A 26,505-nucleotide genomic window follows, 5' to 3' on the forward strand; every position below is an offset into this window, starting at 1 on the left:
GCGTCACGTACTGACGGGTAACTGGAGGCAACGGAATGCGGGTCACCAACGGCGGTGTCAAGCGAACCCTGGCGGTGCTCGCCGCGGCGCTCACCTTCGGCGCGGTCGCGCCGGCGGTCGCGGACGCGGCGCCGAGCAGCGGCTGGAACGACTGGGGCTGCCGTCCGGCGACCGCCCACCCGGAGCCCGTCGTGCTCGTGCACGGCCTCGGCGCGAACGACTCGGTCAACTGGTTCTTCCACGCCCCGAAGATCGCCGCCGAGGGCTACTGCGTCTTCTCGCTGACGTATGGCACCGGCGTGCTCGGCCCCGGCGTCGGCGGGCTCGCGTCCATGCGGGACAGCGCCGCGCAGCTCGGCCGGTTCGTCGACCGGGTCCGGGCGGCCACCGGCGCGGCGAAGGTCGACATCGTCGGCCATTCCGAGGGCAGCACGATGCCCGCGTACTACCTGAAGTACGGCGGCGGCGCGGCGAAGGTCGCGCACTTCGTCGGCTTCGGCGCGAACTACCGGGGCACCACGCTCGGCGGCCTCGACGCACTCGCCAAGGCCCTGCTGACCACCGTCCCCGGGCTCGGCGCGGTCGTCCGGACCGCCTGCGGCGCGTGCACGGAGTACCTGGCGCCGTCGGCGTTCCTGGACGACCTCGCCCGCGGCGGCGTCCACGTCGCCGGGCCGACGTACACGAGCATCGTGAGCAAGTACGACGAGGTCGTGACCCCGTACACGAGCGGCGTCCTGGCCGAGCCGGGCACGACGGACATCGTGCTGCAGGACTTCTGCGGCTCCGACGCGGCGGGCCACCTGAGCCAGGCGATCGACCCGAACGTCACCGGGCTGATCCTGCACGCGCTGGACTCGTCCTACCCGCCGGCCTGCACGCCGTTCACCCTGCCGCTGTGAGCGGGTTCTGTCCGAGGTACCGGTACCCGTTCTCGGCGGACTCCCGTACCGCGGCGAACCCGTAGTCCCGCATTGCCGTTTCGTAGGCCGCCACGGCTTCGAGCAGCGGGGCGCCGGCCAGCGCGGACGCCAACGCCGCACCATCGCGCAACGCGGTGTTGGCGCCCGCGCCGCCGGCCGGGCTCATCGCGTGGACGGCGTCGCCGACGAGCGTCACGCGCGACGGTTCCCACGGCCCGACCGGCACGCTCGTCCGGATCGGCTGCGGGAACGTGGCCGGGACGTCCCAGTGCCCGACCATCGCGCGGGCCAGGGGGTGCCAGCCGTCGACCAGGCCGAGCGCGATCTTCCGCAGGTCACCGGGGGTCATCGCGGCGAGTTCGGCCTCGGAGTGGCCGACCACTTCCCAGCGGGCCCCGACCGAGCAGGTCATGTACGGCCGGTCGTCGCGCAACCGCAGGTCCGGCACCAGCCGCGCGCACGCGTCGGCGACCGGTTCGGGGTAGTCGACGGGTGCGAACCCGGCCATCGTGCGGTCCGGGCCGAGCATCATGGAGAACACCGCGAACATCTCCGGCTCGAACAGCGCCCGGGTTTCCGCGGTGAGCGGGATCCGGCCGTAGAGGTGCACGAGCCCGGCGTCGACGACCCGCGCGTGCGGCAGGTACTGCCGCCGCACCGGCGAGTTGATGCCGTCCGCTCCCACGAGCAGGCTGCCGCGCGCGGAGGTCCCGTCGGCGAAGTGCGCTGTCACGCCGTCTTCGTCGGTCTCGTAGTGCGTGAACCGCTTGCCGTACGCGACTTCCTGGCCGTGCAGCAGGATCTGCCGCAGGGTGAAGCGGTTGACGTTGAGGTGCGTGCCTTCATCCTGCAGGCGGGTGAGCAGCTTCAACCGGTCGTCGTAGACGTTCGTGTGCGGCAACGCCCGGCCCGCCGTGGCGCGGAAGAGCTCGTGCAGCTCCGGGCGCAGGACTTCGCCGAGCGCCGCATCGCCGACGCCGCTGATGTGCAGCCGGTAGCCCTGCTTCCGCGCGCCCGCCGACTCGTCGCGTTCGTAGACCCGGCACGGGATGCCGGCACGCCGCAGTCCCTGCGCGAGGCTCAGGCCACCCAGACCGGCACCGATGATGATCACAGACACAGCTGTCCCTTCGTCGCTTCCGAGGAAGGGACGCACAGGTAAGCCTGCTCAACTTGCCCGGACTAACCCATACCGGACTGTGTCTTCGCGCGTCCTCGCGTCCGACGTTAGCGCACCCGATCTCCGGCCCGCCACACCCATTTCGTCAGCGGCAGCCCCGGCCGGTAGGCCAGGTGCGTCACCGAAGGCGCGTCGAGGACGTGGACGTCCGCCCGCGAACCGGGCCGCAGGACGCCCACGTCGTCGCGGCGCAACGCCCGCGCGCCGCCCGCGGTCGCCGCCCAGACCGCTTCCTCGATCGTCATCCGCATCTGCAGCACCGCCGTCGCGACGCAGAACGCCATCGACGTCGTGTACGAGCTGCCCGGGTTGGCGTTGCTGGCCAGCGCGACCGTCGCGCCCGCGTCGAGGAGCCGCCGCGCCGGCGCCAACGCCTGCCGGGTCGACAGGTCGCACGCCGGCAGCAAAGTCGCCACGGTTTCGGAACCGGCCAAGGCCGCCACATCGGCGTCCGAGAGGTACGTGCAGTGGTCGACGCTCGCCGCGCCCAGCTCCACCGCCAGCCGGACACCGGGACCTTCGCCGAGCTGGTTGCCGTGCACCCGCAGGCCGAGCCCGCGCCCGGCCGCGGCCTTCAGCACGCGCGCCGACTGGGCTTCGTCGAACGCCCCGGTCTCGCAGAAGACGTCCGCCCAGCGCACGCTTTCCGCTACGGCGTCGAGCATCTCGCCGCATACCAGGTCCACATAGGACTCCGCGTCGGCGCCCGGCGGCACGAGGTGCGCGCCGAGGAACGTCACCTCGTCGGCGACCTCCCCGGCGATCCGGGCGCTGCGGGCTTCGTCCGCGACAGTCAGCCCGTAACCCGTCTTCGTCTCCAGGCACGTCGTCCCCTGGCTCGCTGCTTCATCGACGTGCCGGCGCAGGTTCGCGGCCAGCTGCTCGTCGGACGCATCGCGCGTCGCGCCGACCGTGATCGCGATTCCGCCTGCCGTGTAGGGCTTTCCGGCCATCCGCGCCTCGAACTCCGCGGTGCGGTCGCCGGCGAAGACGAGGTGCGTGTGGCTGTCGACCCAGCCGGGCAGCACCGCGCGGCCTTCGACGTCGACGCGCTCGTCGGCGTCCGGCGCGCTCTTCGCCGCGCCCACCCAGGCGATCCTGTCGTGGTCCACGACCAGTGCCGCGTCGGTCAGCCGGCCCAGCTCGGGATCGTTGGTCGTGAGTTCGCCGATGCCCGTGATCAGGACTGCCACAGTGCCTCGATCTCCTTCGCCAGCAGGGTTTCCGGACGGTCGATGAGCAGGTGGGCACCATCCCGCACGACCTCGCGGCCGGCGACGACGACGTGCCGGACGTCCGCGCCGGAGGCCGCGAACAGGACCCCGGACGGCTCGATACCCGCCGTCCGGACCGAGTCCAGGCCGACGGTGACGAGGTCCGCGCCCGCCCCCTCGACGATCGCGCCGACCCCGTCCCAGCCGATCGCCGCGTGGTCCGTGCCCGCTTCGAGGAGTTCTTCGGCGCTGAACCGGCCGCGCTCCTCGCTGGCCAGCCGGTCGTCCAGCTCCAGCGCGCGTGTCTCCTCGAAGGCGTCGACGACGGCGTTGCTGTCGCTGCCGATGCTCAGCCGCACCCCGGCGTCCCGCAGGGCGCGGGCCGGGCCGATGCCGTCGCCGAGGTCGCGTTCGGTGGTCGGGCAGAAGCACGCCCCGACCCGGAACTCGCCGAGCCACCGCACGTCCTGGTCGGTGAGGTGGGTCGCGTGGACCACGGTGAGCCGTTCGCCGAGCACGCCGTTGTCCCGCAGCAGCCCGGTCGGCGTGCACCCGGTGGCCGCCGCGCACTGCTCGTTTTCCGCCCGCTGCTCGGAGAGGTGGATGTGCAGCGGCCGGTGTCCCGGCACGCCGCTGTCCACTTCGGACAACTGCTCCTCGGGAACCGCGCGGACGGAGTGGATCGCCCCGCCGACCCGGAACAGCTCGTCTTCCTCCAGCGCGGCCACCCGCGCCGCCCAGGCCGAAGCGGAGCCGTCGGAGAACCGCCGCTGGACCTCGTCGGGCTCGACGCCGATGCCCCCGGCCAGGTAGCACGTGTCCAGGAGCGTCAACCGGATCCCGGCGTCGGCCGCGGCCTGCCGCAGCGCCGCCCCCATCGCGTTCGGGTCGGCGTACGGTTTTCCGCCGGGCGCGTGGTGCAGGTAGTGGAACTCCCCCACGCTCGTGTATCCGCCGAGCACCATCTCGGCGTAGACCCCGCGGGCCAGCCGGTAGTACGTGTCGGGATCGAGCCGGGACGCCAGGGCGTACATCCGCTCGCGCCACGTCCAGAACGTGCCGCGCTCGTGGTGCGTCCGGCCCCGCAGCGCCCGGTGGAAGGCGTGCGAGTGGCCGTTCGCGAAGCCCGGCAGCGTCAGGCCGGCGAGCACCACGCCGGTCCGCGGCGCCCCGGGAGCCACCGCCGTGATCCGGCCGCCGGTGGCGTCGATCCGCACGGCGGACGCGATCCCGTCCGGCAGCCAGGCCTGCTCGCACCAGAAAACTGTCGGTGCCGGGCGATAGGCTGGAAACGGGGGGCGCCCCCGCGGGCCGACGGTCATCGCGCCAGCCGTTCCAGGACCGTGGCCAGCGCCGCGGCGCCCACCTCGACGTCGCCGGCCTCGGCGAACTCCTCCGGCGAGTGGCTGATCCCGGTCGGGTTGCGCACGTACAGCATCCCGGCCGGGACGAACCCGGCGAGGATCGCGGCGTCGTGCCCGGCGCCCGTCGGCAGCTCCGGCGGCCCGCCGAGCCACTCGCCGAGGTCGCGGCGCAGCGAATCGTCGAACACCACGTCGTCCGAATAGGACTCGCGCGCGACGGTAACCCGGCAGCCTTCTTCTTCCGCCGCCGCTTCGGCCGCTCGCGTGATCTCTGCGACCAAGTCCGGGGTCGCCGTGCCGGGCACGCGCGCGTCGACCCAGAGGTCCACAGTGGACGCGATGACGTTGGTGCCACCCGGCGTCGGGACCAACCGGCCGACGGTCGCCCGCGCGTCCGGCACCGCGCGCGCCAGCCGCCGGACGGCGGTGACCGTCGCGGCGGCGGGCAGCATCGGGTCCGCCCGGTCGGCGAGCAGCGTCGCCCCGGCGTGGTTCCCCTGCCCCGCGAAGGAGAACCGCCACCGCCCGTGCGCGATCACCGTGCTGCCGACGGCCACCGGCGAACCGAGGTCGATCAGCCCCCGGCCCTGCTCGACGTGCAATTCGAGGAACCGTCCGATCAGCCCGAGCCGCTCGGGATCCGGCCCCACCAGTGCGGGGTCGAAGCCGGACTTCGCCGCGGCCTCGGCGAACGTCACGCCGTCGGCGTCCCGCAGCCCGCGCGCCTTGTCCGCGTCGATCGTGCCGGTGAGCAGCCGTGAACCGAGGCAGGGCACGCCGAACCGGCCGCCCTCCTCCTCGGCGAACACGACGACGGCGAACGGCTTGCCCGGCCGGAATCCCTTCTCCCGCAACGCTTCCACGGCGGCCAGCGCGCTGACGACGCCGAGCGGGCCGTCGAAGGCGCCGCCACCGGGCACCGAGTCGAGGTGGCTGCCGGTGACGACGGCGTCCGGCCCCGGCGGCCCCCACCACGCCCAGATGTTGCCGTTGTGGTCGGTGTCGACGTCCAGGCCGAGCCCGAGCGCGCGCTCGACGAACCAGACCCGCAGGTCCTGCTCGGGCGAGTCGAAGGCGTGCCGCGAGTAGCCGCCGCGCTTCGGGTCCCGCCCGACGTCGTCGATCTCCGCCAGCAGCCCGGAGGCACTCACTCGGCGTCCCGCATCGGCACCCGCACGCCACGCTCGTCGGCGACCTCGGCCGCGCGGTCGTACCCGGCGTCGACGTGCCGGATGACGCCCATGCCCGGGTCGTTGGTGAGCACCCGCTCGAGCTTCTGCGCGGCCAGCTCGGTCCCGTCGGCGACGCTGACCTGGCCCGCGTGGATGGACCGGCCCATGCCGACGCCGCCGCCGTGGTGGATCGACACCCAGCTAGCGCCGGAGGAGGTGTTGACCAGTGCGTTGAGCAGCGGCCAGTCGGCGATCGCGTCGGAGCCGTCGGCCATGCCCTCGGTCTCGCGGTACGGCGAGGCGACGCTGCCGGAGTCGAGGTGGTCCCGGCCGATGACGACCGGGGCCTTCAGCTCGCCGCTGGCGACCATCTCGTTGAACCGCAGGCCGGCGAGGTGTCGTTCGCCGTAGCCGAGCCAGCAGATCCGGGCCGGAAGTCCTTGGAAGGCAACGCGTTCGCCGGCGAGCCGGATCCAGCGGGCGAGGGATTCGTTCTCCGGGAACAGTTCCAGCATCGCGCGGTCGGTGGCGGCGATGTCCTCGGGGTCGCCGGACAGCGCCGCCCAGCGGAACGGGCCGTTGCCCTCGCAGAACAGCGGGCGGATGTAGGCGGGCACGAAGCCGGGGAAGTCGAACGCGCGCTCGCAGCCGCCGAGCTTGGCCTCGCCGCGCAGGGAGTTGCCGTAGTCGAAGACCTCCGCGCCACGGTCCAGGAAGCCGAGCATGGCGTCGACGTGGTCGGCCATCGACTCGCGCGAGCGGTCGGTGAACTCGTCGGGCTTCTTGGCCGCGTAGTCGTGCCAGTCGTCGACGCCGACCCCCTTGGGCAGGTAGGACAGCGGGTCGTGGGCCGACGTCTGGTCGGTGACGATGTCGACTTCGACGCCCCGGCGCAACAACTCCGGCAGCACCTCGGCGGCGTTGCCGACGACACCCACGGACAGTGCCCGCTTCTCCTGCTTGGCTTTCGTGACGCGGGCGATGGCGTCGTCGAGGTCGTCGGCCACCTCGTCGAGGTAGCGGGTCTCCACGCGCCGGTGCGCGCGCTGCGGGTCGCACTCGATGACCAGCGCGACGCCGTCGTTCATGGTCACGGCGAGGGGCTGGGCGCCACCCATGCCGCCGAGGCCGGCGGTGACGGTGAGCGTCCCCTTGAGACTCCCGCCGAACTTCTTCTTCGCCACGGCGGCGAAAGTCTCGTACGTGCCCTGGAGGATGCCCTGGGTGCCGATGTAGATCCACGAGCCCGCGGTCATCTGCCCGTACATCGTCAGGCCCTGCTGCTCGAGGCGGCGGAACTCCGGCCAGGTCGCCCAGTCCCCCACGAGGTTCGAGTTCGCGATGAGCACCCGCGGCGCCCACTCGTGGGTGCGGAACACGCCGACCGGCTTGCCCGACTGCACCAGCAGCGTCTCGTCGACGTCCAAAGTGGTCAGTTCGCGGGTGATGGCGTCGAAGCTGGCCCAGTTGCGGGCGGCCTTGCCGGTGCCGCCGTAGACGACCAGGTCCTCCGGCCGCTCGGCGACGTCCGGGTCGAGGTTGTTGTGGAACATCCGCAGCGCGGCTTCGGTCTGCCACGACTTGGCGGTGAGCTGGGTGCCGCGGGCGGCACGGACGACGCGGGACATCAGACCTCCAGACGGGCGGCGTCGAGGACGGCGCCGGAGCGGACGAGTTCTTCGGCGGCCGCGATCTCGGGCGCCAGGTGGCGGTCGGGACCGGGGCCGTTCACCTTGGTGCGCAGGAGGTCCCGGACGCGGCCGGTGACCGGCGACGGCTCCAGCGGCGCCCGGAAGTCCAGCGCGCGGGCCGCCGTCAGCAGTTCGACGGCGAGGACCGTGGTCAGGCCGTCGACGGCCTTGCGGAGCTTCCGCGCGGCCGACCAGCCCATGGAGACGTGGTCCTCCTGCATGGCGCTGCTCGGGATCGAGTCGACCGACGCCGGGACGGCGAGCCGCTTGAGCTCGCTGACCACGGCGGCCTGGGTGTACTGGGCGATCATGTGCCCGGAGTCGACGCCGGGGTCGTGTGCGAGGAACGGCGGCAGGCCGTGCGAGCGTGCCTTGTCGAGCATCCGGTCGGTGCGGCGCTCGGCGATGCTGGCGACGTCGGCGACCGGGATGGCCAGGAAGTCCAGCACGTACGCGACGGGCGCGCCGTGGAAGTTGCCGTTGGACTCGACGCGGCCGTCGGCGAGGACGACCGGATTGTCCACAGCGGACATCAGCTCGCGCTCGCCGACGAGCTCGGCGTGGGCGAGGCTGTCACGCGCGGCGCCGTGGACCTGCGGGGCGCAGCGCAGCGAGTAGGCGTCCTGGACGCGGTTGCAGTCCGGGCCGCGGTGGCTCTCGACGATCTTCGAGCCCTGCAGCGCCTGCCACATCCGGGCCGCGGACGTCGCCTGCCCGGGGTGCGGGCGCAGGGCCTGGAGGTCGGCGGCGAAGGCGCGGTCGGTGCCGAGCAGGGCTTCGACGCTCATCGCCGCGGTGAGGTCCGCGATGTCGAACAGCCGGTGCAGGTCGGCCGCGGCGAGCAGGAGCATGCCGAGCATGCCGTCGGTGCCGTTGGTGAGCGCGAGGCCCTCCTTCTCGGCGAGGACGACCGGCTCGATCCCGGCGTGCTTCAGCGCTTCTTCCGCCTTCATCACTTCGCCGCGGTACGTGACTTCGCCCTCGCCCATGAGCGCGAGCGCCACGGCGGCCAGGGGCGCGAGGTCGCCGGAGCAGCCGAGCGAGCCGTACTCGTGGACGATCGGCGTGATGTCGGCGTTGAGCAGGGCCGCAAGCGTTTGCGCGGTCCCCGGGCGGACGCCGGTGTAGCCGCTGGCGAGGGTCCGCAGGCGCAGCAGCATGAGCGCGCGGACGACCTCGGGCTCGACGGCGGGCCCGGCGCCGGCGGCGTGCGAGCGGATCAGGCTGCGCTGCAGCGCGGTCCGGCTCTCGACGGGGATGTGACGGGTGGCCAGCGCCCCGAAGCCGGTCGAGACGCCGTAGGTGGGCGTGACGGCGTGGGCGAGGTTCTCGATGTGCTGGCGGGTCGCGGCGAGGTTCTTCTCGGCGGCGTCCGTCAGCCCGACGGGCGCGTGCCCGCGAACGACGTCGACGACCTGGGCGGCGGTCAGGGGTTCGGAGCCCAGGAGCACTTTTTCCGGCATGGGCCCATTGGACATCGTCCTTCCCGCTGGTGGGATGCCCCACGGAGTGGTTCTGTCTGGGATCCCAGACATAGACTCGGGCTATGGGCGACAGCAGCGAAGTTCCGGCCTTGCGCCGCGGGCTCGCGGTCCTGCGCCTGCTGGCCACGCGCCCGGGCCCGGTCACCGCGGCGGCGATCGCGCGCGAGGCCGGTCTGCCCCGCTCGACGACGTACCACCTGCTCAGCGAGCTGGAAGCGGCCGGTTTCGTCGTCCACCTGCCCGCCGAACGCCGCTACGGCCTCGGCATCGCGGCCTTCGAGCTGGGCTCGGCCTACCTGCGCCACGACCCGCTCGAACGGCTGGCCGGGCCGTTGCTGCGCAAGCTCGTCGACCGCGTCGGGCACACCGCGCACCTGGGCGTCCTGCACGGCAACGAGTCGCTGTACCTGATCAAGGAACGCCCGGCGCGCCCGGAAACGCTCGTCACCGAGGTCGGGGTGCGGCTGCCGGCCCAGCTGACCGCGTCCGGCCGCGCGGTCCTGCGGCACCTGCCCGCCCCGCACGTTCGCGCGTTGTTCCCGTCGGCGTCGGCGTTCGTGCTCCGCACCGGTCGCGGTCCGCGTACCCTCGCCGAGCTGCGCCGCACCCTGACCGCGGAGCGCCGGCTCGGCTGGTCGGTCGAGGACGGGCACGTCACGGCCGGGTTCGCGTCGGTGGCGGCGCCCGTGTTCGACCACGGCGCCCGCCCGCTGGCCGCGATCAGCGTGACCCTGCGCCACCACTGCGCGGCCGAGCCGTGCGAGGAGACGTGGCCGGAGCTGGCGGCCGAAGTGGCGGCGACGGCGGCCGAGCTGACCAGCCGCATCGGCGGCCACCCGGGCTGACGCGCTGCTGCGATCGGGGCAACTGTCACCGAACGCCTCGATTCCACTCCGTTCGGTTATTACCTTCACTGGATAGCGGTTTCGAGGGGACGCCGGCGATGGACGACGCACGCGTGACGAAGGTGGGGTTCGGCGCCGTGCTCGCGGTCGCCGAGTTCCGGGCCATGTGGCTCGCCGAGCTGCTGTCCATCTGCGGCGACCAGCTCGCGCGCGTCGCGCTCGCGGTCCTCGTCTACCAGCGCACGTCGTCGGCGGCGCTGACCGGCCTGACCTACGCCCTGACGTACGTGCCTTCCCTGCTCGGCGGGATCCTGCTGGCCGGCGCGGGCGACCGGTGGCCGCGCCGCGACGTGATGGTCGCGGCCGACGTGGCCCGGGCCGCGCTGGTCGGCGTCATCGCGATCCCCGGCGTCCCGCTCTGGGTGCTGTGCGTGCTGGTCGCGGTGATGACGGCGCTGGGCGGGCCGTTCAAGGCGGCGCAGCAGGCACTGCTGCCGACGGTGCTCGACGGTGAGCGGTACCTGGTCGGGATGGCCCTGCGGAACGTCACGATCCAGGGCGCGCAGCTGGCCGGGTTCGCCGGCGGCGGCCTGCTGATCGCCGCGCTGGCGCCGTCCGCGGCGCTGGCGCTGGACGCGGTGACGTTCGTGCTGTCGGCGCTGTTCCTGGTCGCGGGCGTCCGGCGGCGGGCGGCGGTCGCGCAGGCGGTGCGGCCGGCCTGGCTGGCGACGACCGGCGCCGGCATCCGGCTGATCTGGCGCGACCCGGCGTTGCGGACGCTGGTGGCGCTCAACTGGCTGGCGGGGTTCTACGTCGTGCCGGAGGCGCTGGCCGCGCCGTACGCGGCGGGGATCGGCGCGGGCGCGACGCTGGTGGGGCTGCTGATGGCGGCGGACCCGGCGGGCAGCGTGCTCGGCGGCGTCGTGTTCGGCAAGTGGATCCCGGAGAACGCGCAGGTCCGCGTGCTGGGCTGGCTGGGGATCGCGGCGGGGCTGCCGCTGGTGGTGTTCGTCTGCCGGCCGGGCCTGGTGGTGTCGGTGGTGCTGCTGGCGACGTCCGGGCTGCTGGCGACGGGCTACAACATCACCGGCACGGTGTCGTTCATGCGGCGGGTGCCGGACGAGCACCGCGCGCAGTGCGCCGGGATGAACTCGGCCGGCCTGATCACCGTGCAGGGCGTCGGCGCGGCCGCGGCGGGCGCGCTGGCCGACGTGCTGGGCCCGGCGCACACCATCGCCGTGGCCGGGGCGGCGGGCGCCGCGGTGGCCGTGCCGATCGCGAGGGCGTGGCGCCGGGTCGGGCTGGAGGAACGATGACCTCAGTTGTCGCGTCCGCACATGGCGCGCCTCCCTTCGCCGCCTCGGGCCGACCCGGCTCCGTCACCGGCCGGACACCATGAGTATGCGGACCGGCGCCGGAACCCCGCGCGGCGGACCCCGTTTTCGTGACGCGCTCGTGCCACGGCGCTGGGCGCTGTGGCGCCAGGGCCCCCGCGTGATCGTCTACTGCCTGCTGACGGAGGCGGCGGCGGTGGCACTGACGCTGCGGCCGTACCCGGTCGCGGTCGACCGCCGCACGCTGCTGATCCTGCTGGTGCTGCTGCTCCTCGGCGTGGCCCAGTCGGAGGCCGGCCGCCGGGTCGAGCGCATCCGCCGCCGGGTGTCGGGAACCCCGCACATCAACATGACCTCGGTCTGGACGTTCGCCGGCGTGCTGGTGCTCCCGCCGCCGCTGCTGGCGCTGCTGGTCGCCGGCCTGTACGGGCACCTGGCGGTCCGCAGCTGGTACCGCCTGCAGCGGGTGCCGGCGTCGCGGACGGTCAGCAACGCGGCCATCATCCTGCTCTCGTGCTACGCGGCCCAGGCGGTCATGCGGGTATCGGGCTCCCCGGACGTGCGCGCGGCGTTCCAGCGCGGCTGGGCGGGCACGTTCGCGATCGCGGCGGCGGGAGTGACGTTCTTCGTGGTGAACGCCCTGCTGGTGCTCCCGGCCCGCCGCGAGATCGGCCGGACGCCGGAGGCGCTGTTCGGCACGTGGGCCGACAACGGCCTGGAGGTGGCGACGCTGTGCCTGGGCGCGCTGAACGCGCTGGCGCTGGCGGTGCTGCCGGGCCTGGCGGTGCTGGTGCTCCCGCCGTTGCTGCTGTTGCACCGGACGGTCCTGGTGAAGCAGCTGGAGGTGGCGGCCCACCGCGACGCGAAGACGGGGTTGTACAACACGAGCGGCTGGCACGCACTGGCCGAGCGAACGCTGGCGGCGGCCGCCCGCCAGCGCTCGACGTTCGGTCTGCTGATGCTGGACTTGGACCACTTCAAGCAGGTGAACGACACGTACGGCCACTTGGCGGGCGACGCGGTGTTACGGGCGGTAGCGGAAGCGATCATCGCAGCGGTCCGCGGCCGCGGCGACGCGGTCGGGCGGTTCGGCGGCGAAGAGTTCGTGGTGCTGCTCCCGGGAATAGCCCACCCGGACATCGGCGCGGTGGCGGAGCGCATCCGCCGAGCGGTGGCGACGCTGAAGGTCCCGGTGGGCAAGCTGTCGATCACGGGCCTGTCGACCTCGATCGGCATGGCGGTCTACCCGACGGCGGGAACCTCGTTGCAGCGCTTGCTCGACGCGGCGGATACGGCGCTGTACCACGCGAAAGCGACGGGCCGGAACAAGGTGGTCCACGTGGCGGACCTGGCCTGATCAGGCGATCTTGTGCCGCCTCCCGGCATCCAGCCCGAGCATGGCGAGCAGTTCGGCGCATTCCCGCACGTTCGAGGAGTGCCCGGCAACGGTGATGACGGCTCGATCGTTCTGTTCGGCAAGCCGAACGGCTTCTTCGGCTCGGATGACACCCATCCGGCTGTCTTCGTCGTTGGCGGTGGAGCTGCCATTGGCACGGGCCCAGGTCATCTGGCCACCTACTTCCGACACCGCGGGTGCGGAGCCATGGTTGGGGGTTCAGCATGACACTCACAAGAATTTCACCCGCAAGTGGGCCCCATCACAGGGCTTTGGCCTGCGATGGGGCACTGTGGGTAGCAGTGCCGTAACATCTTCCGGCACCCCGAAGCTGTCATTGTGACTACGGCCGGCACCACCGCGTCAGGCGGGAAAGCATGCCTTGACCCGGCGCCGCCGGCCGCGTTCTGGCTTCGGATCGGGGTGCGCGGGGGCCTGGGTCCTCGTCGGTGCCAGTTCGCGTGTCGGCTCGCTTGCCAAGCGGGGGGCGAGAGGTGCGGCCAGGCGTGTCCAGGCCGGCGGAGCCGGGCACGTGTCGGTGCAGGCGGGGGCAAAGGCCGCTGTGGGGCGCGGGCCGAAGTCGTACTTCGGGCCAAGCCCGGCCGAAGGCGAAGTCTGGCCTCGGGCGCAGCTGATTCCCAGGCCAAGCAGGCCCGAGGACGAAGCCGAGCCAAAAAGCGAAGCACAACCACAGGAGGGGGCAAGGGGCGAAGCCCCAAAGAAGGGCGCAAGGCGAAGCCTGAGCCAGAGTGGGGCCCGGGGCGAAGCCCCGGAGAAGGGGGTCCAGGGGGCGAAGCCCGCCTGGCGGGGGTCTGGGGGTTCGACCCCCAGAAAACACGAGCGAAACGAAGAGAAGGCCCAAGCTCCGAAGGAGCGAGGGCCTTCTCGAAGTGGAGGTGCCGGGAATTGAACCCGGGTCCTCTGGCGTCTTGACAGGGCTTCTCCGTGCGCAGTCCGCTACGTCTCTGCTTGGCTCCCTCGGTCACGCGAACAAGCCGAGGTGACGAGCCCAGCCACTGTTTGCTTCACGGCTGTTCCCCGTGGCCGGGACAACCGCTGAGCCTCCTAGCTGATGCCGGTACCCGGGCCGGAGGCGAACCCGGGCCGACAGAGACGCACTCGCTCAGGCGGCGAGGGCGTACTCGCGCTGACTGGAGTCGGCGCTTATTTGGTTGCGATGACGCTTACGGTGGTCTCTCGCCTGCACCGGCACGCTTCTCCTGACTCAACGTCCAAAGTCGAAACCGTTCACCCCCTTGGTGGGAACACAACCTGTACATCATAACGCGGGGGGCCACCTCTTTAGTCCAGGTGGGTAGGGCCAGCCCTACCGGGAGGATGCCCGCGCGCACCATGTCACCGGCGGCCGCGGAAGACGACCCTGGACTTCGGCAGAGAGGAGTCCGGTGATGGGTAGCGACAGGCGTGATCCGCCGTTCGGGGGTTCGGTGGTGTTCCTGCTGATGAACCTGCCGCTGGGGGTGCTGGCGTTCGCCGCGCTGACGACGTTCGCGGCGGCCGGGGTGGGGACCGCCGTCGTGTGGGTGGGTGTTGGCCTGCTCGCGGTGCTCGTGCTCGCCGTGCGTGGGTCCGCCCGGTTGGAGCGGGCGCGGGTCTACGCGCTGCTGGACCGCTACATCGATCTCCCCTACCTGCCGTTGCCGGCCGGTGGGCAGAAGGACCGGTGGAAGGCCCGGCTGAAGGACCCCTCGACGTGGCGGGACCTCGCCTACTTCTTCCTGCTCTTCCCGCTCGGCATCGTCGAGTTCGTGCTGGTGACGACGTTCTGGTCGACGAGCCTGGCGCTGGCCGGCCTGCCGATCTACTTCCGGTGGCTGCCGGACGGCGCGTACTACTTCCCGTCCTACGACGTGCGGTGGCTGACCGTGGACTCGACGGTGGAAGCGCTACCGTGGGCAGCGCTGGGGGTGTTGTTCATCGCGTTGTCGGTGGCGCTGACCAAGGCGCTCGCCGGGGTGCACGCCCGGCTGGCGAACGCGCTGCTGGGGACGACCGTCGCCCAGCGCCGTCGGATGGAGCGCTGGTGGGAAGACGCGGAAGAGAAGAACCTGGTGGCTCGATGACCGAGGCGCAATCCCTGGAGCACCCGCGGCCGCACCCGGCTCGCACGATCGTGTACATGATCGTCAGCTTCTTCTTCCGGATCCTGCAGTTCGTGCTGATCGTGGTCGGGATCGCGGTGGGGGTCGGGACGGCGGTGGTGTGGATCGGATTCCCGATCCTGCTGGCGACGACGAGCTTCATCCGCTGGTCGGGTGATCGCGAGCGGAGCTGGCTGGGGAAGATGCTGCGGGTGCCGCTGCCGCCGGTGCAGCGACGTCCGTACGAAGAGGGTCAGCCGCTGCTGCGGCGGTGGATGGTGCGGCTGAGCGACGCGACGACGTGGCGTGACCTCGCCTACCTGATGGCCGCGTTCCCGCTGGCGTGCGCGGAGCTCGGGATCGCGCTGGCGTCGATCGTGCTGCTGCCGATGGCGATCTGGGTGACGCCGTGGCTGGGCTGGCTGCACGGCGAGCTGGGGCTCGCGCTGCTGGGCCCGGACCGGACGAAGCGGCTCGAGCAGAAGGCCGAGCGGTTGCAGGCTTCGCGGGCGCGGGGTGTGGACGCGGCGGAGGCGGAACGGCGCCGCATCGAGCGTGACCTGCACGACGGCGCGCAGCAGCGGCTCGTCGCCGTCGCGATGAGCCTCGGGCGGGCGAAGTCGAAGTTCGACCAGGACCCGGACATGGTGCGGGAGCTGATCGCCGAAGCGCACACGGACGCGAAGCTGGCCGTGTCGGAGTTGCGGGACCTCGCGCGCGGCATCTACCCGGCGGTGCTCGGCGACCGCGGGCTGGACGCGGCGCTCTCGGCGCAGGCGGCGAAGTCGCCGATCCCGGTGGACGTCCACGTGGACGTCGAGCCGCGGCCGCCGGCGGCGGTGGAGACGACGGCGTACTTCATCGTCGGCGAGACGCTGACGAACATCGCGAAGCACTCCGGAGCGTCCGAAGCGGGTGTGAAGGTGTGGCGGACCGACGACCACGTCGTCGTCGAGATCACCGACAACGGTCACGGCGGCGCGGAGGTGCGCCCCGGCGGCGGGCTGGCCGGCCTGGCCGACCGCGCCGCGACGATCGACGGCGTGATCACGGTCGTCAGCCCGGTGGGCGGACCGACGGTGATCCGGGCTGACCTCCCCTGCCAATGGTGAATAAGCTGGCTCCCGTTCATCCACGAGCTTGGGGGCCGGATGCGGGTAGTCATCGCCGAAGACGCCGTGCTGTTGCGGGCCGGGGTGACCCGGCTGCTCGCCGACGAGGGCATCGAGACGGCCGCGGCCGTCGACAACGGCGACGACCTGCTCGGCGCGGTGAAGGAACACCGTCCGGACCTGGCGATCGTCGACGTGCGAATGCCCCCGACGTTCACCGACGAAGGCCTGCGGGCGGCCCTGGCGGCCCGCAAGGAGGTGCCGGGGCTGCCGGTTCTGGTGCTCTCGCAGTACGTCGAGGAGTCGTACGCGGTGGAGCTGCTGTCGGGCGGTGCCGGCGGGGTCGGCTACCTGCTGAAGGAGCGCGTGGCGGACGTCGACGAGTTCCTCGACGCGGTCCGCCGGGTGGCGAACGGCGGCACGGCGATCGACCCGGACGTGATCGCCCAGCTGATGGCCCGCGGCCGCCGCAACCCCCTGGACGCGTTGACCGCGCGCGAATCCGAAGTCCTGGGCTTGATGGCGCAGGGGTTGTCGAACACCGCGATCGCGAACTCCCTCGTCGTTTCGCACGGCGCGGTCGAGAAGCACATCGGCAACATCTTCTCGAAGCTCGGCCTCGAAGCGAGCGCGGAGGAGCACCGCCGCGTCCGTGCGGTGCTGACCTACTTGGGCCGTTAGCCGGGCTTCCGGGCCAGCAGATAGGCCTGGGGCACCTGCTCCGGTTCCTGCGGCGCCCTGACCAGACGCGCTTCCAGCACCAGACCGGCCGCCTCGAACAGGCCCGCCACGAAGTCCGGCGGCAAGCGGTACGCGTCGAACGAAACCTCGTGGCCGTACCCCCGGGAGACGTGGCGGCGCTCGTCGCCGACCTGGAACGCCGTCAGCAGGCGGCCGCCCGGAGCGAGTACCCGCGCCAGTTCCGCCACCAACCCGGGCAGCTGCTCCGGCGGCGTGTGGATCAGCGAGTACCACGCCAGCGCACCCGCCAGGGAGCCGTCTGCCAGCGCCAATGCGCTCATCGAACCGACTTCGAACCGCAGCTCCGGATACGTCCGGCGGGCCACCGAAACCATGCCCGGGGACAGGTCCACGCCGAACACGTCCAAGCCCAGGGAGGCCAGGTGTCCCGTCAACCGGCCCGGGCCGCAGCCGAGGTCACCGACCGAGCCGGTCTTGCCGACCAGCTCGGCGAACGTGCCCAGCATCGCCCGGTCCCACGGACTCGAATCCAGCTCGTCCCGCGCCGCCTCGGCATACGCCTCGGCGACGGTGTCGTACGCGGTCCGTGTCTCGGTCACGTAGGCAGGTTCGGTCACGAGCCCGAACACTATCGACGGAAGGTGACGAGAAGTCCCGTAGGGTGGACATAGGGTCACCCGTTCCGCGGGCGGCACCCCGCACACCGCTCACCTACCATGAGCGGACCCACCGGGAAGGAGCGCGCAGATGACCGACGAGACCCGCTGCGTCCGCTTCTTCGGCGGCCCGCTCGACGGCCGCGTCCAGGAGCTCGGCGACGCCGAACCCGTGCCCGGCACCGTCATCCGGCACATCCACCTGCACGGCGGCCCGAAGATCGAGACCCGCTACGAGCTCGGCCTCACCGAGAGCGGCTGGGAGTACCGCGTCGCCGCGACGCAGCACGAACCCGAGCCCGACGGCCTGAGGTAGGGAGAACCCCCGCATCCCCCTGGGGTCAACAGGACCCCGAAGACGCCGGTCAGCACCGCTGTTCCGGCCGAGCGAACCCGCGAAGCTCAAGGGCATGCAGAAGAGCCGGGACCGCTTCCTCGACGTCGTCCGGGCGGGGGCCATCCTCGCCGTCATCGCGCAGCACTGGACCATGCCGGTGCTCTCCTACTCCGACGGCACCCTGAGCACCGGCAACGCGCTCGCGACGCCCGGCTGGTGGCTTGTCACCTGGCTCAGCCAGGTCATGCCCCTCGTCTTCTTCGCCGGCGGCGCGGCCAACCTGATCTCCTTCCGCCGCGCGGAATCCACGCGGACCTGGCTCGGCGCCCGGCTCAAGCGCCTGATGCTGCCCGTGCTGCCGCTGATGGCCGTCTGGCTCGTCATGCCGGACTTCCTGCGCGGCCTCGGCGTCCCACCCCAGCCGCTGCAGGTCGGCAGCGCCATCGCCGCGCAGCTGCTGTGGTTCCTCGCCGTCTACGTCCTGGTCGTGCTTCTCACGCCGCTGATGGTCGCCGCGCACCGACGCTGGGGCTTGAAGGTCCCGCTGGTCATGGGGGTCGCCGGGATCCTCGTCGACGTCGCCCGCTTCAACGACCTCGGCTACATCGGTTACGCCAACGCGATCTTCGTCTGGGTCGCGGTGCACCAGCTCGGCTTCCACTACGTCGAAGGCCGCCTCGGCACGCTCACCCGCCGCGCCGCGCTGACGCTGTCGGCCGCCGGCTTCGGCGTCACCGCGCTGATGGTCGCCTTCGGCCCGTACCCGGCCAGCATGATCGGCATGCCGGGCGCGCCGGTGTCGAACATGAGCCCGCCCACCGTGCTGCTGGCCTTCCTCGCCGTCGGCCAGGTCGGCCTGCTCCTCGCCTTCCGCCCGCAGCTCAACGCGCTCGCCGAACGTCCCGGCGTCGGCACCGCCCTCGGCTGGCTCGGCGCGCGGTTCATGAGCGTCTACCTCTGGCACATGCCGGCGCTGATCGTGGTGGCGGGCGTGACCGTCTACGGCCTCGGCTACGAAACGCCCGCGCCGGGCACGCTCCTCTGGCTCGTCATGGCGCCCGCGTGGTTCGCGGTGTGCGGCATGGTCCTACTGGGCCTGCTGCGGCTCTTCGCGCACTTCGAGATGCAGCGCGACACCGCTGTCGTCACCGCGAGGGTGCCGCAGCTGGTCGTCGCGGGGTTGATGATCTCCGGTGGCCTGCTGGGCCTCGCCGCGCACGGCTTCGCGCCGCTGTCGGACGGCTTCGCGCACGGCCCGGTCCCGTGGATCGTCCTCGCGACGGCCGGGTTCCTGCTGGCGAGCAAGCCCGTGCCGGTGGTCGACCTGCTGGGCCGCGCGGTCGTCGTGAGCGAGCGCGCCGTCGTCAAGCGTTGAGCAGCCGCAGCGGGGTGTCGTGCAGGACGGCCCGCAGGAACGGTTCCCCCAGGCGATCGTCGGCCGCCCAGCCGGCGATCGCCTGCAACTGCGTCGCATACGAGTACGGAATGTTCGGGAAGTCCGTGCCGAGCACGACCCGGTCGGCGAACTCGGCCAGCCGCGCCGTCCAGTCCGGCGGCAGCGGCGACATCCGTTCGGCGAACGGGACGCCGACCATCGTCGTGTCCAGGTGCACGCGCGGGTACTTCCCGAGCAGCTCGAACGCCGTCCCGAACTCCGGCATCGCCGCGTGCGCGAGCACCGCCGTCAGGTCCGGATGCGCGGAGAGGACCTCTTCGAAGACCGACAACCCGGTGAAGTCGCCCCGCAACGGACCGTGTCCACAGTGGACGACGACGGGGACGCCGGCGTCGGCCAGCGCACCCCACACCGGCTTCAACAGCTCGTCACGCGGGTCGTACGCGCCGACCTGGACGTGCGCCTTGAACACGCGGGCACCGGCGCGCAGCGCACCGTCCACAGCGGACCCGGCGCCCGGTTCGGGGTAGAACGTCCCGGTCGGCACGGCGTCCGGGACCCGCGCGGCGAACTCCAGCGCCCAGTCCGTCAGCCACTCGGCCATCCCCGGCTTGTGCGGGTAGACCAGCGGCGCGAAACGCGTCACGCCCAGCGAGCGCAGCGTCGCCAGCCTGTCCTCTTCGGACGTCCGGTAGAACACCGGCCAGTCCGTGCCGTAGTGCGTCGAGGCCCGGTCGAAGTACGCCCAGACCTTGTCCATCACCGGCTTCGGCAGGAAGTGGACGTGCAGGTCGACCAGGCCCGGCAGGCCCAGGTCCGCCGTCCAGCGCGCCACCTCACTGTCGGCGGCCGGGCCCGCCGTCACTCCGTGAACCGGCCCTTCAGCGCGCGGCCCATGGCCCGGCTGATGTCGCGCTGCGCGTCCCGCTTGGCCAGCGTCTGCCGCTTGTCGTAGGACTTCTTGCCCTTCGCCAGCGCGATCTCGACCTTGACCTTGCCGTCCTTGAAGTACATCGACAGCGGCACCAGGGAGAGCCCGCTCTCCTTGGTCTTGCCGATGAGCTTCTCGATCTCCCGCCGGTGCAGCAGCAGCTTCCGGGTGCGCCGCGGCATGTGGTTGGTCCACGTGCCCTGCGTGTACTCCGGGATGTGCACGTTGCGCAGCCACACTTCGCCGTCGTCGACCGTCGCGAACGCGTCCGCCAGCGACGCCTTGCCCTCGCGCAGGCTCTTCACCTCGGTGCCGACGAGCACGAGACCGCACTCGTAGGTGTCGAGGATGGCGTAATCGTGCCGCGCCTTGCGGTTCGACACGATCACCTTCTGGCCACGTTCCTTGGGCATACGACCACTCTACGTGATTCCGACGGTGACAAGCAGCCGGTTAAAGCTAGTGCCGGACGTACAGGCGCAGCGTGACGTACCCGGTGATGGCGGAGATCACCACGGACACCGCCAGCAGGATCGGCGCGACCGGGAACAGCAGCTCCAGCGTGGTGATCTTCGGGAACACGTCCCCGGTGAACACCGAATCGAGGAAGCCGGCCTTCGTGATGATCAGCATGATGATCCCGATGACCGCACCGAAGACGCCGGCGACCACCGCCTCCAGCAGGAACGGCAGCTGCGTGTACCACCGCGTCGCGCCGACCAGCCGCATGATGCCGACCTCGGTGCGCCGGGTGAACGCCGACACCTGGATCGTGTTCGCGATCAGCAGCAGCGCCGCGATGGCCATGATGAGCGCGGCGCCGAACGCCATGTTCCGCACGCCGTTGAAGGCGTTGAACACGCGGTCGAGGAACTTCTTCTGGTCGTCGACCTTCCGCACGCCCGGCTTGCTGCCGTACTCCTGCACGATCGCGTCGCTGCGGTCCGGGTCCTTCAGCTTCACGTGCAGGGACGCGGGAAGCGACTCCGGCCCGGTCAGCTGGATGAGCTCCGGCTGGCTCTCGAAGATCTTCTTGAACCGGTCGAAGGCCTGGTCGCGGTTCTCGAACACGACCGACTCGACGCCGTCGTTGCTCTGCAGCGACGAACGCAGCGACTGGCACAGCGACTGCGTGCAGTTCTTGTCGTTCGCACTGATGTCGTCGGTGAGGTAGACCGAAACCTCGACGTCGGCGAGGAAGTTGGACTTCATCTTGTCGATCGTGCGCACGGCCAGGAGGCCGCCGCCGAGCATGGCGAGCGACACGGCCGTGGTCAGGATCATCGCGATGGTCATCGTGACGTTCCGGCGCAGGCCGGTGATTACCTCACTGAAGACGAAACTGGCGCGCATGTCGGGGTCAGGTCCTTGAAGTCGGGGGCTGGGGCGGGGAGGTCAGCGACCGATGCCGTAGACGCCGCGGGCGTCGTCGCGGATCACCCGGCCGAGCTGGAGCTCGACGACGCGGCGCCGCATGGAGTCCACGATGGAGTGATCGTGGGTGGCCATCAGGACGGTCGTGCCGGTGCGGTTGATCCGCTCCAGCAGCAGCATGATGTCCTGGCTGGTGTCGGGGTCCAGGTTCCCGGTCGGTTCGTCGGCGAGCAGCACCAGCGGCCGGTTCACGAACGCGCGCGCGATCGCGACGCGCTGCTGCTCACCACCGGAGAGCTCGTTGGGCAGCCGGTCCGCCTTGCCGTCGAGGCCGACGAGCTCGAGCACCTCGGGCACGACCTTCTTGATGGTCGGGGCGGGCTTGCCGATGACCTCGAGGGCGAACGCGACGTTCTCGGCGACGGTCTTGTTCGCCAGCAGGCGGAAGTCCTGGAAGACGCAGCCGATGGTCTGCCGCAGGCGGGGGACCCGGCGGCGGGCCAGCTTGGCGACGTCGAAGTTGGACACCATCACGCGGCCCTTGCTGGGCGTCTCTTCGCGCAGCAGCAGCCGGAGGAAGGTCGACTTCCCCGATCCCGAGGGACCGATGAGGAAGACGAACTCACCCTTGTCGATGTTGACGGACACCCGCTCGAGCGCGGGCCGCGTCGAGGTCTTGTAGACCTTGGAAACCTCTTCGAGCCGGATCACGATTCGGCATACTACCCACCGGTCTCGTGAAGCCCCGGTTGCCCGGTCCACCCGGGTGGAGCAGCGGGTGTTTGCGCACGGTGAGCGGTCGCGCAAACACCCCCCGCACCGGTCAGGCGGCCTCGCTCTGCTTCCGCCAGCGGATGCCGGCGTCGAGGAAGCCGTCGATGTCGCCGTCGAGCACCGCGGTCGGGTTGCCGACCTCGAACTCGGTCCGCAGGTCCTTGACCATCTGGTACGGGTGCAGCACGTAGGAGCGCATCTGGTTGCCCCAGCTGGAGCCGCCGTCCTTGAGCGCGTCCATCTCCTTGCGCTCTTCTTCCTTCTTGCGCTGCAGCAGCCGCGCCTGGAGGACCTTCATCGCGGCCGCCTTGTTCTGCAGCTGCGACTTCTCGTTCTGGCAGGAGACGACGATGTTCGTCGGGATGTGGGTGATGCGCACCGCGCTGTCGGTCGTGTTGACGCTCTGGCCACCGGGGCCCGACGAGCGGTAGACGTCGACCCGGATGTCCTTTTCCGGGATGTCGACGTGGTCGACCTCTTCGACCTCGGGCAGCACCTCGACGTGCGCGAACGACGTCTGGCGGCGGCTCTGGTTGTCGAACGGCGAGATCCGGACGAGCCGGTGGGTGCCCTGCTCGACCGAGAGGGTGCCGTAGACGTACGGGGCGCTCACCTTGAACGTCGCCGACTTGATGCCCGCCTCTTCGGCGTAGGAGATGTCGTAGACGTCGGTCGGGTAGCCGTGGCGCTCCGCCCAGCGCAGGTACATGCGCAGCAGCATCTCGGCGAAGTCGGCCGCGTCGACGCCGCCGGCCTCGGAGCGGATGGTGACGACGGCGTTGCGGTCGTCGTACTCGCCCGAGAGCAGCGTGCGGACCTCGAGGCCGTCGATGGCCTTGCCGAGGTCGGCGAGCTCGCTCTCGGCCTCGCCCATGCTGCCGGCGTCGCCCTCGGCCTCGGCGAGCTCGTACAGCACGCCCAGGTCGTCGAGCCGCTGGCGCAGGTCGGAGACCCGACGCAGCTCGCCCTGCCGGTGGGACAGCTGGCTGGTGACCTTCTGCGCCGCCTCCGGGTCGTCCCAGAGCGTCGGGCTCGAGGCCTGCTTCTCCAGGTCAGCCACCTGGGCACGCAGCGCGTCGAGGTCCATCACCGACTCGATCTGCGTCAGCTTGCCGGCCAGGTCCTTCAGTGCCGCGTCGAACTCATCACTCACGTTTGTCAAGGTTACGGCAAAACCCACGACCGGTTGCGAGGACCGGTCGTGGGCGCGCGAACCTCAGGCCGCGGGGATGGCGTCGAGCAGCTTGAGCGCGGCCTTGGCCTGAGCCTGGGCGAACTCGGCGACGGCCTTCTCGTACGGCCCGTCGGCCGCCTTGGTGGCTGCCTTCGCGTCGTCGAGCTGCTGGCTGTAGCTCGTCCGGGCCGACTCGAGCAGCGACTGGCGCTGCTTCGCGGTCAGCGACCCCGCGTGCACGAGCCGCAGGATGAGCGGGCTGCGCAGGTGGTCGGGGCCGGCCTCGGACGTCAGCCAGGCCTTGAAGGCCTTCTTGCCGGCGGCGGTGATCAGGTACTGCTGGCTGGAGCGCGGGCCCTGCTTGCCGAGCCGGACGAGGCCTTCCTTGGACAGCGCCGGGAGCTCCCGGTACACCTGGCTGCGGGTGACGCTGAAGAAGGCGCCGAAACGCTCACCCGCTCCCGCGACGAGCTGCCCGCCGGTGGCGGGACCGTCGTGGAGCAGACCGAGCAGGGCGGCGGCTGTTGCATTCAATTCGGACACGCCCCCTAGATTCCCACTTATCGGCCGCTGTGTCCACAGTGGTCAGCAGATCTGTCCATTGTGGCTAGTGAGATCCCCTCGTTCGGCCCAATGCGGCCAGGTCCACTGTGGACCGCGGACACGCTGTGCAACCACCGGGGCCTGCACTTTGGTCCAACCAGCCGCACGCGAGCCGCCGCGACACGGCCAGGCAGGTGAGTTCGGCAGGAGGCTTTCCCCGGCTTGGCGCACTCCGGACACGCACCGCAACCACCCGGAACCGGCGTTCACATCGTGGGATCCGCAGTCATTCGACGGTTTCGCGGAAAAGTCGGCAGTGAAAGTCGTGCGGACATGACAAAAGAGGCACGTTCCCGGATTTCCGAGAACGTGCCTCTTCGTTGGTAGCGGGGACAGGATTTGAACCTGCGACCTCTGGGTTATGAGCCCAGCGAGCTACCGAGCTGCTCCACCCCGCGCCGTTGTGGTACTTGAATAGATTACACGGGGTGGCCATGGGGTTTTCACCGGGGTACCTGAAGCCGCTGACCAGGCGTTACGCCACTCCGAGCCACTGGCGCGCTCCACTGAGGACGATCTCCAGGCCGTCCTCGAAACGCGCGTCGACGTCGGCGAGCAGGTCGCCCGCCTCCGCGCTGCGGTAGCGCTCGTCCAGCTGACCCGGCACCGGGTAGACCGCCTGCTCTTCGATGGTGAAGCCGACGACGTAGCTGTAGACGGTGAACAGCGCCTGACCGGCTCGCCGTTCGTCCAGACCGGCCTCGATGCTGCGACGCAGCGGGCTCGGCCCGACCAATCCGGTGTCGCCGAGGTAGGTGCCCGCGAAAACCTTCCCGCCGTCGCGGTAGGACAGCATCATCCGCCGCAGCGCCCGCGCGCCGTGCGCGACGGCGTCCCACTCGCCCAGTTCCGCCGGCGGGCGCCGGTCGTCGGCCGAATCGGCGTACATCTGCGTCGCCATTTCGTCGAGCAGTTCCTGCTTGCTCTTCAGGTGCCAGTACAGCGCCGGCGCCTTGACGCCGAGGTCGGCGGCGATCAGCCGCAGCGTGAGCCCGTTGAGGCCCACCTCGTTGAGCAGCTTCAGGCCCGAACGTGCGATGTCCTGCCTGGTCAGGGCCATGTTTTTCGGTTCTCCTCGGGTACCCGGCTTGACAGTTTAACGATGTTAAGGGCATCCTCGGATCGGGTCAATTTAACGTTGTTAAGGAGCTGGGGATGAACGAGCTGACGACGGAGGTGGTCGTCGCCGGGGCGGGGCCGGCCGGGCTGATGCTGGCGAACGAGCTGGCACTGGCCGGAGTGGACACCTCCGTGCTCGAGCGGATGCACGAGCGGACGGGACTGTCGAAGGCGCTGAACCTGCAGCCGCGCACGGCGGAGGTCCTCGATCTGCGTGGCCTGCTGGAGCGCGCGGAGCGGCGCTCGTTCGCGACTGTCGCGGACGGACACTTCGCGGTGATCCCGGTGAGCTACGCCGGCTGGGACACGCGTCACCCCTACCAGGTCGGCATCCCCCAGGCCCAGGTCGAGGCGACGCTGGAGGAGCGGCTGGCCGAGCAGGGCGTGAAGGTGCTCCGCGGTCACGAGCTGACCGGATTCGAGCAGGACGCCGACGGCGTGACGGTCACGGCGGGCGACCTGCGGGTGCGGGCGAAGTACCTGGTGGGCTGCGACGGCGGCCGCAGCGCGGTGCGCAAGGCGCTGGGACTGGCGTTCGAGGGGATCGAGGGCCGCGGTCACGGCGTCTCGGCGGACGTCCTGTTCCGCACGACCCCGCCGGGTGCGCCGACGGAGTGGCGGTCGATGGGCAACATGGTGACGTCGCTCAGCCCGGGCAAGTTCGTCGGCCTGATCCCGCTGGGCGAGCCGAACCTGTACCGCCTGAGCTACGGCGACCGGCTGCACCGCCCCGCAGACCTCCGGGCGGAGGTGCCGGCGGAGGAGGTCCGCGCGGCGGTCCGCGAACGCTTCGGCGAAGAGGTGGAGATCGAAGAGATCCGCTGGGTGTCCCGTTTCTCGGACGACAGCCGCCTGGCGGCGAAGTATCGGGTGGGCCGGGTGTTCCTGGCAGGCGACGCGGCGCACGTCCACTTCCCCGCGGGCGGCCAGGGCCTGAACCTGGGCGTCCAGGACGCGGTGAACCTGGGCTGGAAGCTGGCGGCGGACCTGCGCGGCCGGGCCCCGGCGGGGCTGCTGGATTCGTACGAGGCGGAGCGCCGCGCGGTGGCGTCCGGAGTCCTGCAGAACGTGGCGGCCCAGAACGCGTTGATCCCGCTGAGCCCGGACCAGCTGGCCCTGCGGGCCCTGTTCCGCGACCTGGCGTCGCTGCCGGAGGTGCAGCGCAAGCTGTCGGGGATGGTCTCGGGACTGGACATCCGTTACGCGACGGAGGAAACCCACCCGGCGGCGGGCGCGCGTCTCCCGGACTTCGCACTGGGCAACGGCTTCGCGAGCGACTTGTTCCACAGTGGAAAGTTCGTCCTGCTGACGAAAACCCCGGCGGCGGCACCACATCCGGAGGTAGTCGTAGCGGAGGTGCCGGAGCTGCCGTGGCCCGACCTGACGAAGGTGCTGGTGCGCCCAGACGGCTACGTGGCCTCGACAACGGGATCCACAGAAGGCTGGCTGACCTGAGAACGCGACCCACGAAGGGGGGTCCAGGGGCGGCGAAGCCCCCTGGCGGGGGTCTGGGGGTTCGACCCCCAGGGGAAATGCGAAGGAGGCGTGGGGGGGGGGTTTTTGGGGGGACACAGCGCCCCCCAACCATTCGGGGGCAGGTGTTTTTACATCGACCACAGGGG

Annotated in this window: 25 protein-coding genes, 1 tRNA gene and 1 other RNA gene; 10 read left to right on the forward strand and 17 right to left on the reverse strand. The window is 71.2% G+C overall.

All coding sequences use genetic code 11. From position 1 onward, the window contains the following. The first annotated feature begins 35 nt into the window (after window positions 1-35). Entirely contained in the window at window positions 36-902 is an 867-nt protein-coding gene (locus AB0J40_RS30865) for a lipase (protein ID WP_364459738.1), read from the forward strand. Here AB0J40_RS30865 and AB0J40_RS30870 read toward each other — a convergent pair. From AB0J40_RS30870 to hutH, 6 genes are all read right to left on the reverse strand, one after another. Then, complete coding sequence (locus AB0J40_RS30870; protein WP_364459741.1) at window positions 886-2,043, reverse strand: NAD(P)/FAD-dependent oxidoreductase; 1,158 nt, start codon at window positions 2,041-2,043, stop codon at window positions 886-888. The genes AB0J40_RS30865 and AB0J40_RS30870 overlap by 17 nt on opposite strands. A 107-nt stretch (window positions 2,044-2,150) precedes the next feature. Then, window positions 2,151-3,296 (reverse strand): imidazolonepropionase, encoded by a 1,146-nt coding sequence (gene hutI, locus AB0J40_RS30875; RefSeq protein ID WP_364459744.1) that lies wholly within the window; start codon window positions 3,294-3,296, stop codon window positions 2,151-2,153. Continuing rightward, window positions 3,284-4,534, reverse strand: coding sequence for a formimidoylglutamate deiminase (locus AB0J40_RS30880; protein WP_364459747.1), 1,251 nt, complete (start codon window positions 4,532-4,534; stop codon window positions 3,284-3,286). Before AB0J40_RS30880 ends, hutI begins: the two co-directional genes overlap by 13 nt. A gap of 101 nt (window positions 4,535-4,635) precedes the next feature. After that, window positions 4,636-5,832: an allantoate amidohydrolase gene (locus AB0J40_RS30885; protein ID WP_364459750.1), complete on the reverse strand. Its 1,197-nt coding sequence runs from the start codon at window positions 5,830-5,832 to the stop codon at window positions 4,636-4,638. Then, a complete protein-coding gene (gene hutU / locus AB0J40_RS30890; RefSeq protein WP_364459753.1) occupies window positions 5,829-7,481 on the reverse strand; it encodes a urocanate hydratase in 1,653 nt (550 codons plus the stop codon). The genes AB0J40_RS30885 and hutU overlap by 4 nt, the downstream gene beginning before the upstream one ends. After that, window positions 7,481-9,007 (reverse strand): histidine ammonia-lyase, encoded by a 1,527-nt coding sequence (hutH, locus tag AB0J40_RS30895; RefSeq protein WP_364459756.1) that lies wholly within the window; start codon window positions 9,005-9,007, stop codon window positions 7,481-7,483. Before hutH ends, hutU begins: the two co-directional genes overlap by 1 nt. Before the next feature lie 83 nt (window positions 9,008-9,090). On the opposite strand from hutH, the gene AB0J40_RS30900 reads away from it, so the two are divergent. The 3 genes from AB0J40_RS30900 (at window position 9,091) to AB0J40_RS30910 (ending at window position 12,564) form a co-directional block, all read left to right on the forward strand. Next, complete coding sequence (locus tag AB0J40_RS30900) at window positions 9,091-9,873, forward strand: IclR family transcriptional regulator (RefSeq protein WP_364459758.1); 783 nt, start codon at window positions 9,091-9,093, stop codon at window positions 9,871-9,873. Window positions 9,874-9,971: 98 nt separating this feature from the next. Next, the gene (locus AB0J40_RS30905; protein WP_364459761.1) at window positions 9,972-11,189 is read left to right on the forward strand and encodes an MFS transporter; all 1,218 of its coding nucleotides are present in this window, start codon (window positions 9,972-9,974) and stop codon (window positions 11,187-11,189) included. A gap of 85 nt (window positions 11,190-11,274) precedes the next feature. Next, on the forward strand, window positions 11,275-12,564 hold the full coding sequence (locus AB0J40_RS30910) for a GGDEF domain-containing protein (RefSeq protein WP_364459874.1): 1,290 nt from the start codon (window positions 11,275-11,277) through the stop codon (window positions 12,562-12,564). On the opposite strand, the gene AB0J40_RS30915 is transcribed toward AB0J40_RS30910, so the two are convergent. Further along, window positions 12,565-12,774, reverse strand: coding sequence for a hypothetical protein (locus AB0J40_RS30915; protein WP_364459764.1), 210 nt, complete (start codon window positions 12,772-12,774; stop codon window positions 12,565-12,567). 717 nt (window positions 12,775-13,491) lie between these two features. After that, window positions 13,492-13,859, reverse strand: a transfer-messenger RNA (tmRNA) gene (gene ssrA / locus AB0J40_RS30920). A 153-nt stretch (window positions 13,860-14,012) separates the two neighbouring features. On the opposite strand from ssrA, the gene AB0J40_RS30925 reads away from it, so the two are divergent. Genes AB0J40_RS30925 through AB0J40_RS30935 form a run of 3 tightly spaced genes read left to right on the forward strand, consistent with a single transcriptional unit; the run spans window position 14,013 to window position 16,498 of the window. Continuing rightward, on the forward strand, window positions 14,013-14,687 hold the full coding sequence (locus AB0J40_RS30925) for a sensor domain-containing protein (protein ID WP_364459767.1): 675 nt from the start codon (window positions 14,013-14,015) through the stop codon (window positions 14,685-14,687). Next, window positions 14,684-15,817 (forward strand): sensor histidine kinase, encoded by a 1,134-nt coding sequence (locus AB0J40_RS30930; RefSeq protein ID WP_364459770.1) that lies wholly within the window; start codon window positions 14,684-14,686, stop codon window positions 15,815-15,817. The genes AB0J40_RS30925 and AB0J40_RS30930 overlap by 4 nt, the downstream gene beginning before the upstream one ends. A 39-nt stretch (window positions 15,818-15,856) precedes the next feature. Then, the gene (locus AB0J40_RS30935; RefSeq protein WP_086685091.1) at window positions 15,857-16,498 is read left to right on the forward strand and encodes a response regulator transcription factor; all 642 of its coding nucleotides are present in this window, start codon (window positions 15,857-15,859) and stop codon (window positions 16,496-16,498) included. Here the strand turns inward: AB0J40_RS30935 and AB0J40_RS30940 are convergent. Then, window positions 16,495-17,136: a methyltransferase domain-containing protein gene (locus tag AB0J40_RS30940; protein WP_364459773.1), complete on the reverse strand. Its 642-nt coding sequence runs from the start codon at window positions 17,134-17,136 to the stop codon at window positions 16,495-16,497. The genes AB0J40_RS30935 and AB0J40_RS30940 overlap by 4 nt on opposite strands. 130 nt (window positions 17,137-17,266) lie before the next feature. Between AB0J40_RS30940 and AB0J40_RS30945 the strand changes: the two genes are divergently transcribed. Continuing rightward, window positions 17,267-17,491: a hypothetical protein gene (locus AB0J40_RS30945; RefSeq protein WP_364459776.1), complete on the forward strand. Its 225-nt coding sequence runs from the start codon at window positions 17,267-17,269 to the stop codon at window positions 17,489-17,491. Window positions 17,492-17,585: 94 nt separating this feature from the next. Next, window positions 17,586-18,887 (forward strand): acyltransferase, encoded by a 1,302-nt coding sequence (locus AB0J40_RS30950; protein ID WP_364459779.1) that lies wholly within the window; start codon window positions 17,586-17,588, stop codon window positions 18,885-18,887. Here the strand turns inward: AB0J40_RS30950 and AB0J40_RS30955 are convergent. From AB0J40_RS30955 to AB0J40_RS30990, 8 genes are all read right to left on the reverse strand, one after another. After that, window positions 18,877-19,773, reverse strand: a complete 897-nt coding sequence (locus tag AB0J40_RS30955) for an amidohydrolase family protein (protein ID WP_364459782.1) — start codon at window positions 19,771-19,773, stop codon at window positions 18,877-18,879. The genes AB0J40_RS30950 and AB0J40_RS30955 overlap by 11 nt on opposite strands. Then, window positions 19,770-20,252 carry an SsrA-binding protein SmpB gene (gene smpB, locus AB0J40_RS30960; RefSeq protein ID WP_364459785.1) on the reverse strand — a complete coding sequence of 161 codons (483 nt, stop codon included), beginning with the start codon at window positions 20,250-20,252 and terminating at the stop codon, window positions 19,770-19,772. The genes AB0J40_RS30955 and smpB overlap by 4 nt, the downstream gene beginning before the upstream one ends. Before the next feature lie 46 nt (window positions 20,253-20,298). Next, window positions 20,299-21,192 carry a permease-like cell division protein FtsX gene (gene ftsX, locus AB0J40_RS30965; RefSeq protein ID WP_364459788.1) on the reverse strand — a complete coding sequence of 298 codons (894 nt, stop codon included), beginning with the start codon at window positions 21,190-21,192 and terminating at the stop codon, window positions 20,299-20,301. 42 nt (window positions 21,193-21,234) lie between these two features. Next, on the reverse strand, window positions 21,235-21,924 hold the full coding sequence (ftsE, locus tag AB0J40_RS30970; RefSeq protein ID WP_086683549.1) for a cell division ATP-binding protein FtsE: 690 nt from the start codon (window positions 21,922-21,924) through the stop codon (window positions 21,235-21,237). Window positions 21,925-22,036: 112 nt separating this feature from the next. Beyond that, window positions 22,037-23,140 carry a peptide chain release factor 2 gene (gene prfB / locus AB0J40_RS30975; RefSeq protein WP_364459791.1) on the reverse strand — a complete coding sequence of 368 codons (1,104 nt, stop codon included), beginning with the start codon at window positions 23,138-23,140 and terminating at the stop codon, window positions 22,037-22,039. Window positions 23,141-23,203: 63 nt separating this feature from the next. After that, on the reverse strand, window positions 23,204-23,704 hold the full coding sequence (locus tag AB0J40_RS30980; RefSeq protein WP_364459793.1) for a helix-turn-helix transcriptional regulator: 501 nt from the start codon (window positions 23,702-23,704) through the stop codon (window positions 23,204-23,206). 381 nt (window positions 23,705-24,085) lie between these two features. Continuing rightward, window positions 24,086-24,162: transfer RNA gene (locus AB0J40_RS30985), tRNA-Met, on the reverse strand. A 77-nt stretch (window positions 24,163-24,239) separates the two neighbouring features. Beyond that, window positions 24,240-24,824 carry a TetR/AcrR family transcriptional regulator C-terminal domain-containing protein gene (locus AB0J40_RS30990; RefSeq protein WP_364459796.1) on the reverse strand — a complete coding sequence of 195 codons (585 nt, stop codon included), beginning with the start codon at window positions 24,822-24,824 and terminating at the stop codon, window positions 24,240-24,242. Window positions 24,825-24,919: 95 nt separating this feature from the next. Between AB0J40_RS30990 and AB0J40_RS30995 the strand changes: the two genes are divergently transcribed. Then, on the forward strand, window positions 24,920-26,338 hold the full coding sequence (locus AB0J40_RS30995) for an FAD-dependent monooxygenase (protein WP_364459799.1): 1,419 nt from the start codon (window positions 24,920-24,922) through the stop codon (window positions 26,336-26,338). The last annotated feature ends 167 nt before the right edge of the window (window positions 26,339-26,505 follow it).

Source organism: Amycolatopsis sp. NPDC049691, assembly GCF_040675005.1.
GTDB lineage: Bacteria > Actinomycetota > Actinomycetes > Mycobacteriales > Pseudonocardiaceae > Amycolatopsis.

What these genes read in the sequence shown, in the direction of transcription:
- AB0J40_RS30935 (WP_086685091.1), top strand. Translation starts at nt 15,857, where the DNA reads ATGCGGGTAGTCATCGCCGAAGACGCCGTGCTGTTGCGGGCCGGGGTG.
- AB0J40_RS30950 (WP_364459779.1), top strand. Translation starts at nt 17,586, where the DNA reads ATGCAGAAGAGCCGGGACCGCTTCCTCGACGTCGTCCGGGCGGGGGCC.
- AB0J40_RS30900 (WP_364459758.1), top strand. Translation starts at nt 9,091, where the DNA reads ATGGGCGACAGCAGCGAAGTTCCGGCCTTGCGCCGCGGGCTCGCGGTC.
- AB0J40_RS30945 (WP_364459776.1), top strand. Translation starts at nt 17,267, where the DNA reads ATGACCGACGAGACCCGCTGCGTCCGCTTCTTCGGCGGCCCGCTCGAC.
- AB0J40_RS30905 (WP_364459761.1), top strand. Translation starts at nt 9,972, where the DNA reads ATGGACGACGCACGCGTGACGAAGGTGGGGTTCGGCGCCGTGCTCGCG.
- AB0J40_RS30915 (WP_364459764.1), bottom strand. Translation starts at nt 12,774, where the DNA reads ATGACCTGGGCCCGTGCCAATGGCAGCTCCACCGCCAACGACGAAGAC.
- hutH (WP_364459756.1), bottom strand. Translation starts at nt 9,007, where the DNA reads ATGCCGGAAAAAGTGCTCCTGGGCTCCGAACCCCTGACCGCCGCCCAG.
- AB0J40_RS30995 (WP_364459799.1), top strand. Translation starts at nt 24,920, where the DNA reads ATGAACGAGCTGACGACGGAGGTGGTCGTCGCCGGGGCGGGGCCGGCC.
- ftsX (WP_364459788.1), bottom strand. Translation starts at nt 21,192, where the DNA reads ATGCGCGCCAGTTTCGTCTTCAGTGAGGTAATCACCGGCCTGCGCCGG.
- AB0J40_RS30910 (WP_364459874.1), top strand. Translation starts at nt 11,275, where the DNA reads ATGCGGACCGGCGCCGGAACCCCGCGCGGCGGACCCCGTTTTCGTGAC.
- AB0J40_RS30990 (WP_364459796.1), bottom strand. Translation starts at nt 24,824, where the DNA reads ATGGCCCTGACCAGGCAGGACATCGCACGTTCGGGCCTGAAGCTGCTC.
- hutU (WP_364459753.1), bottom strand. Translation starts at nt 7,481, where the DNA reads ATGTCCCGCGTCGTCCGTGCCGCCCGCGGCACCCAGCTCACCGCCAAG.
- smpB (WP_364459785.1), bottom strand. Translation starts at nt 20,252, where the DNA reads ATGCCCAAGGAACGTGGCCAGAAGGTGATCGTGTCGAACCGCAAGGCG.
- AB0J40_RS30925 (WP_364459767.1), top strand. Translation starts at nt 14,013, where the DNA reads ATGGGTAGCGACAGGCGTGATCCGCCGTTCGGGGGTTCGGTGGTGTTC.
- AB0J40_RS30930 (WP_364459770.1), top strand. Translation starts at nt 14,684, where the DNA reads ATGACCGAGGCGCAATCCCTGGAGCACCCGCGGCCGCACCCGGCTCGC.
- AB0J40_RS30865 (WP_364459738.1), top strand. Translation starts at nt 36, where the DNA reads ATGCGGGTCACCAACGGCGGTGTCAAGCGAACCCTGGCGGTGCTCGCC.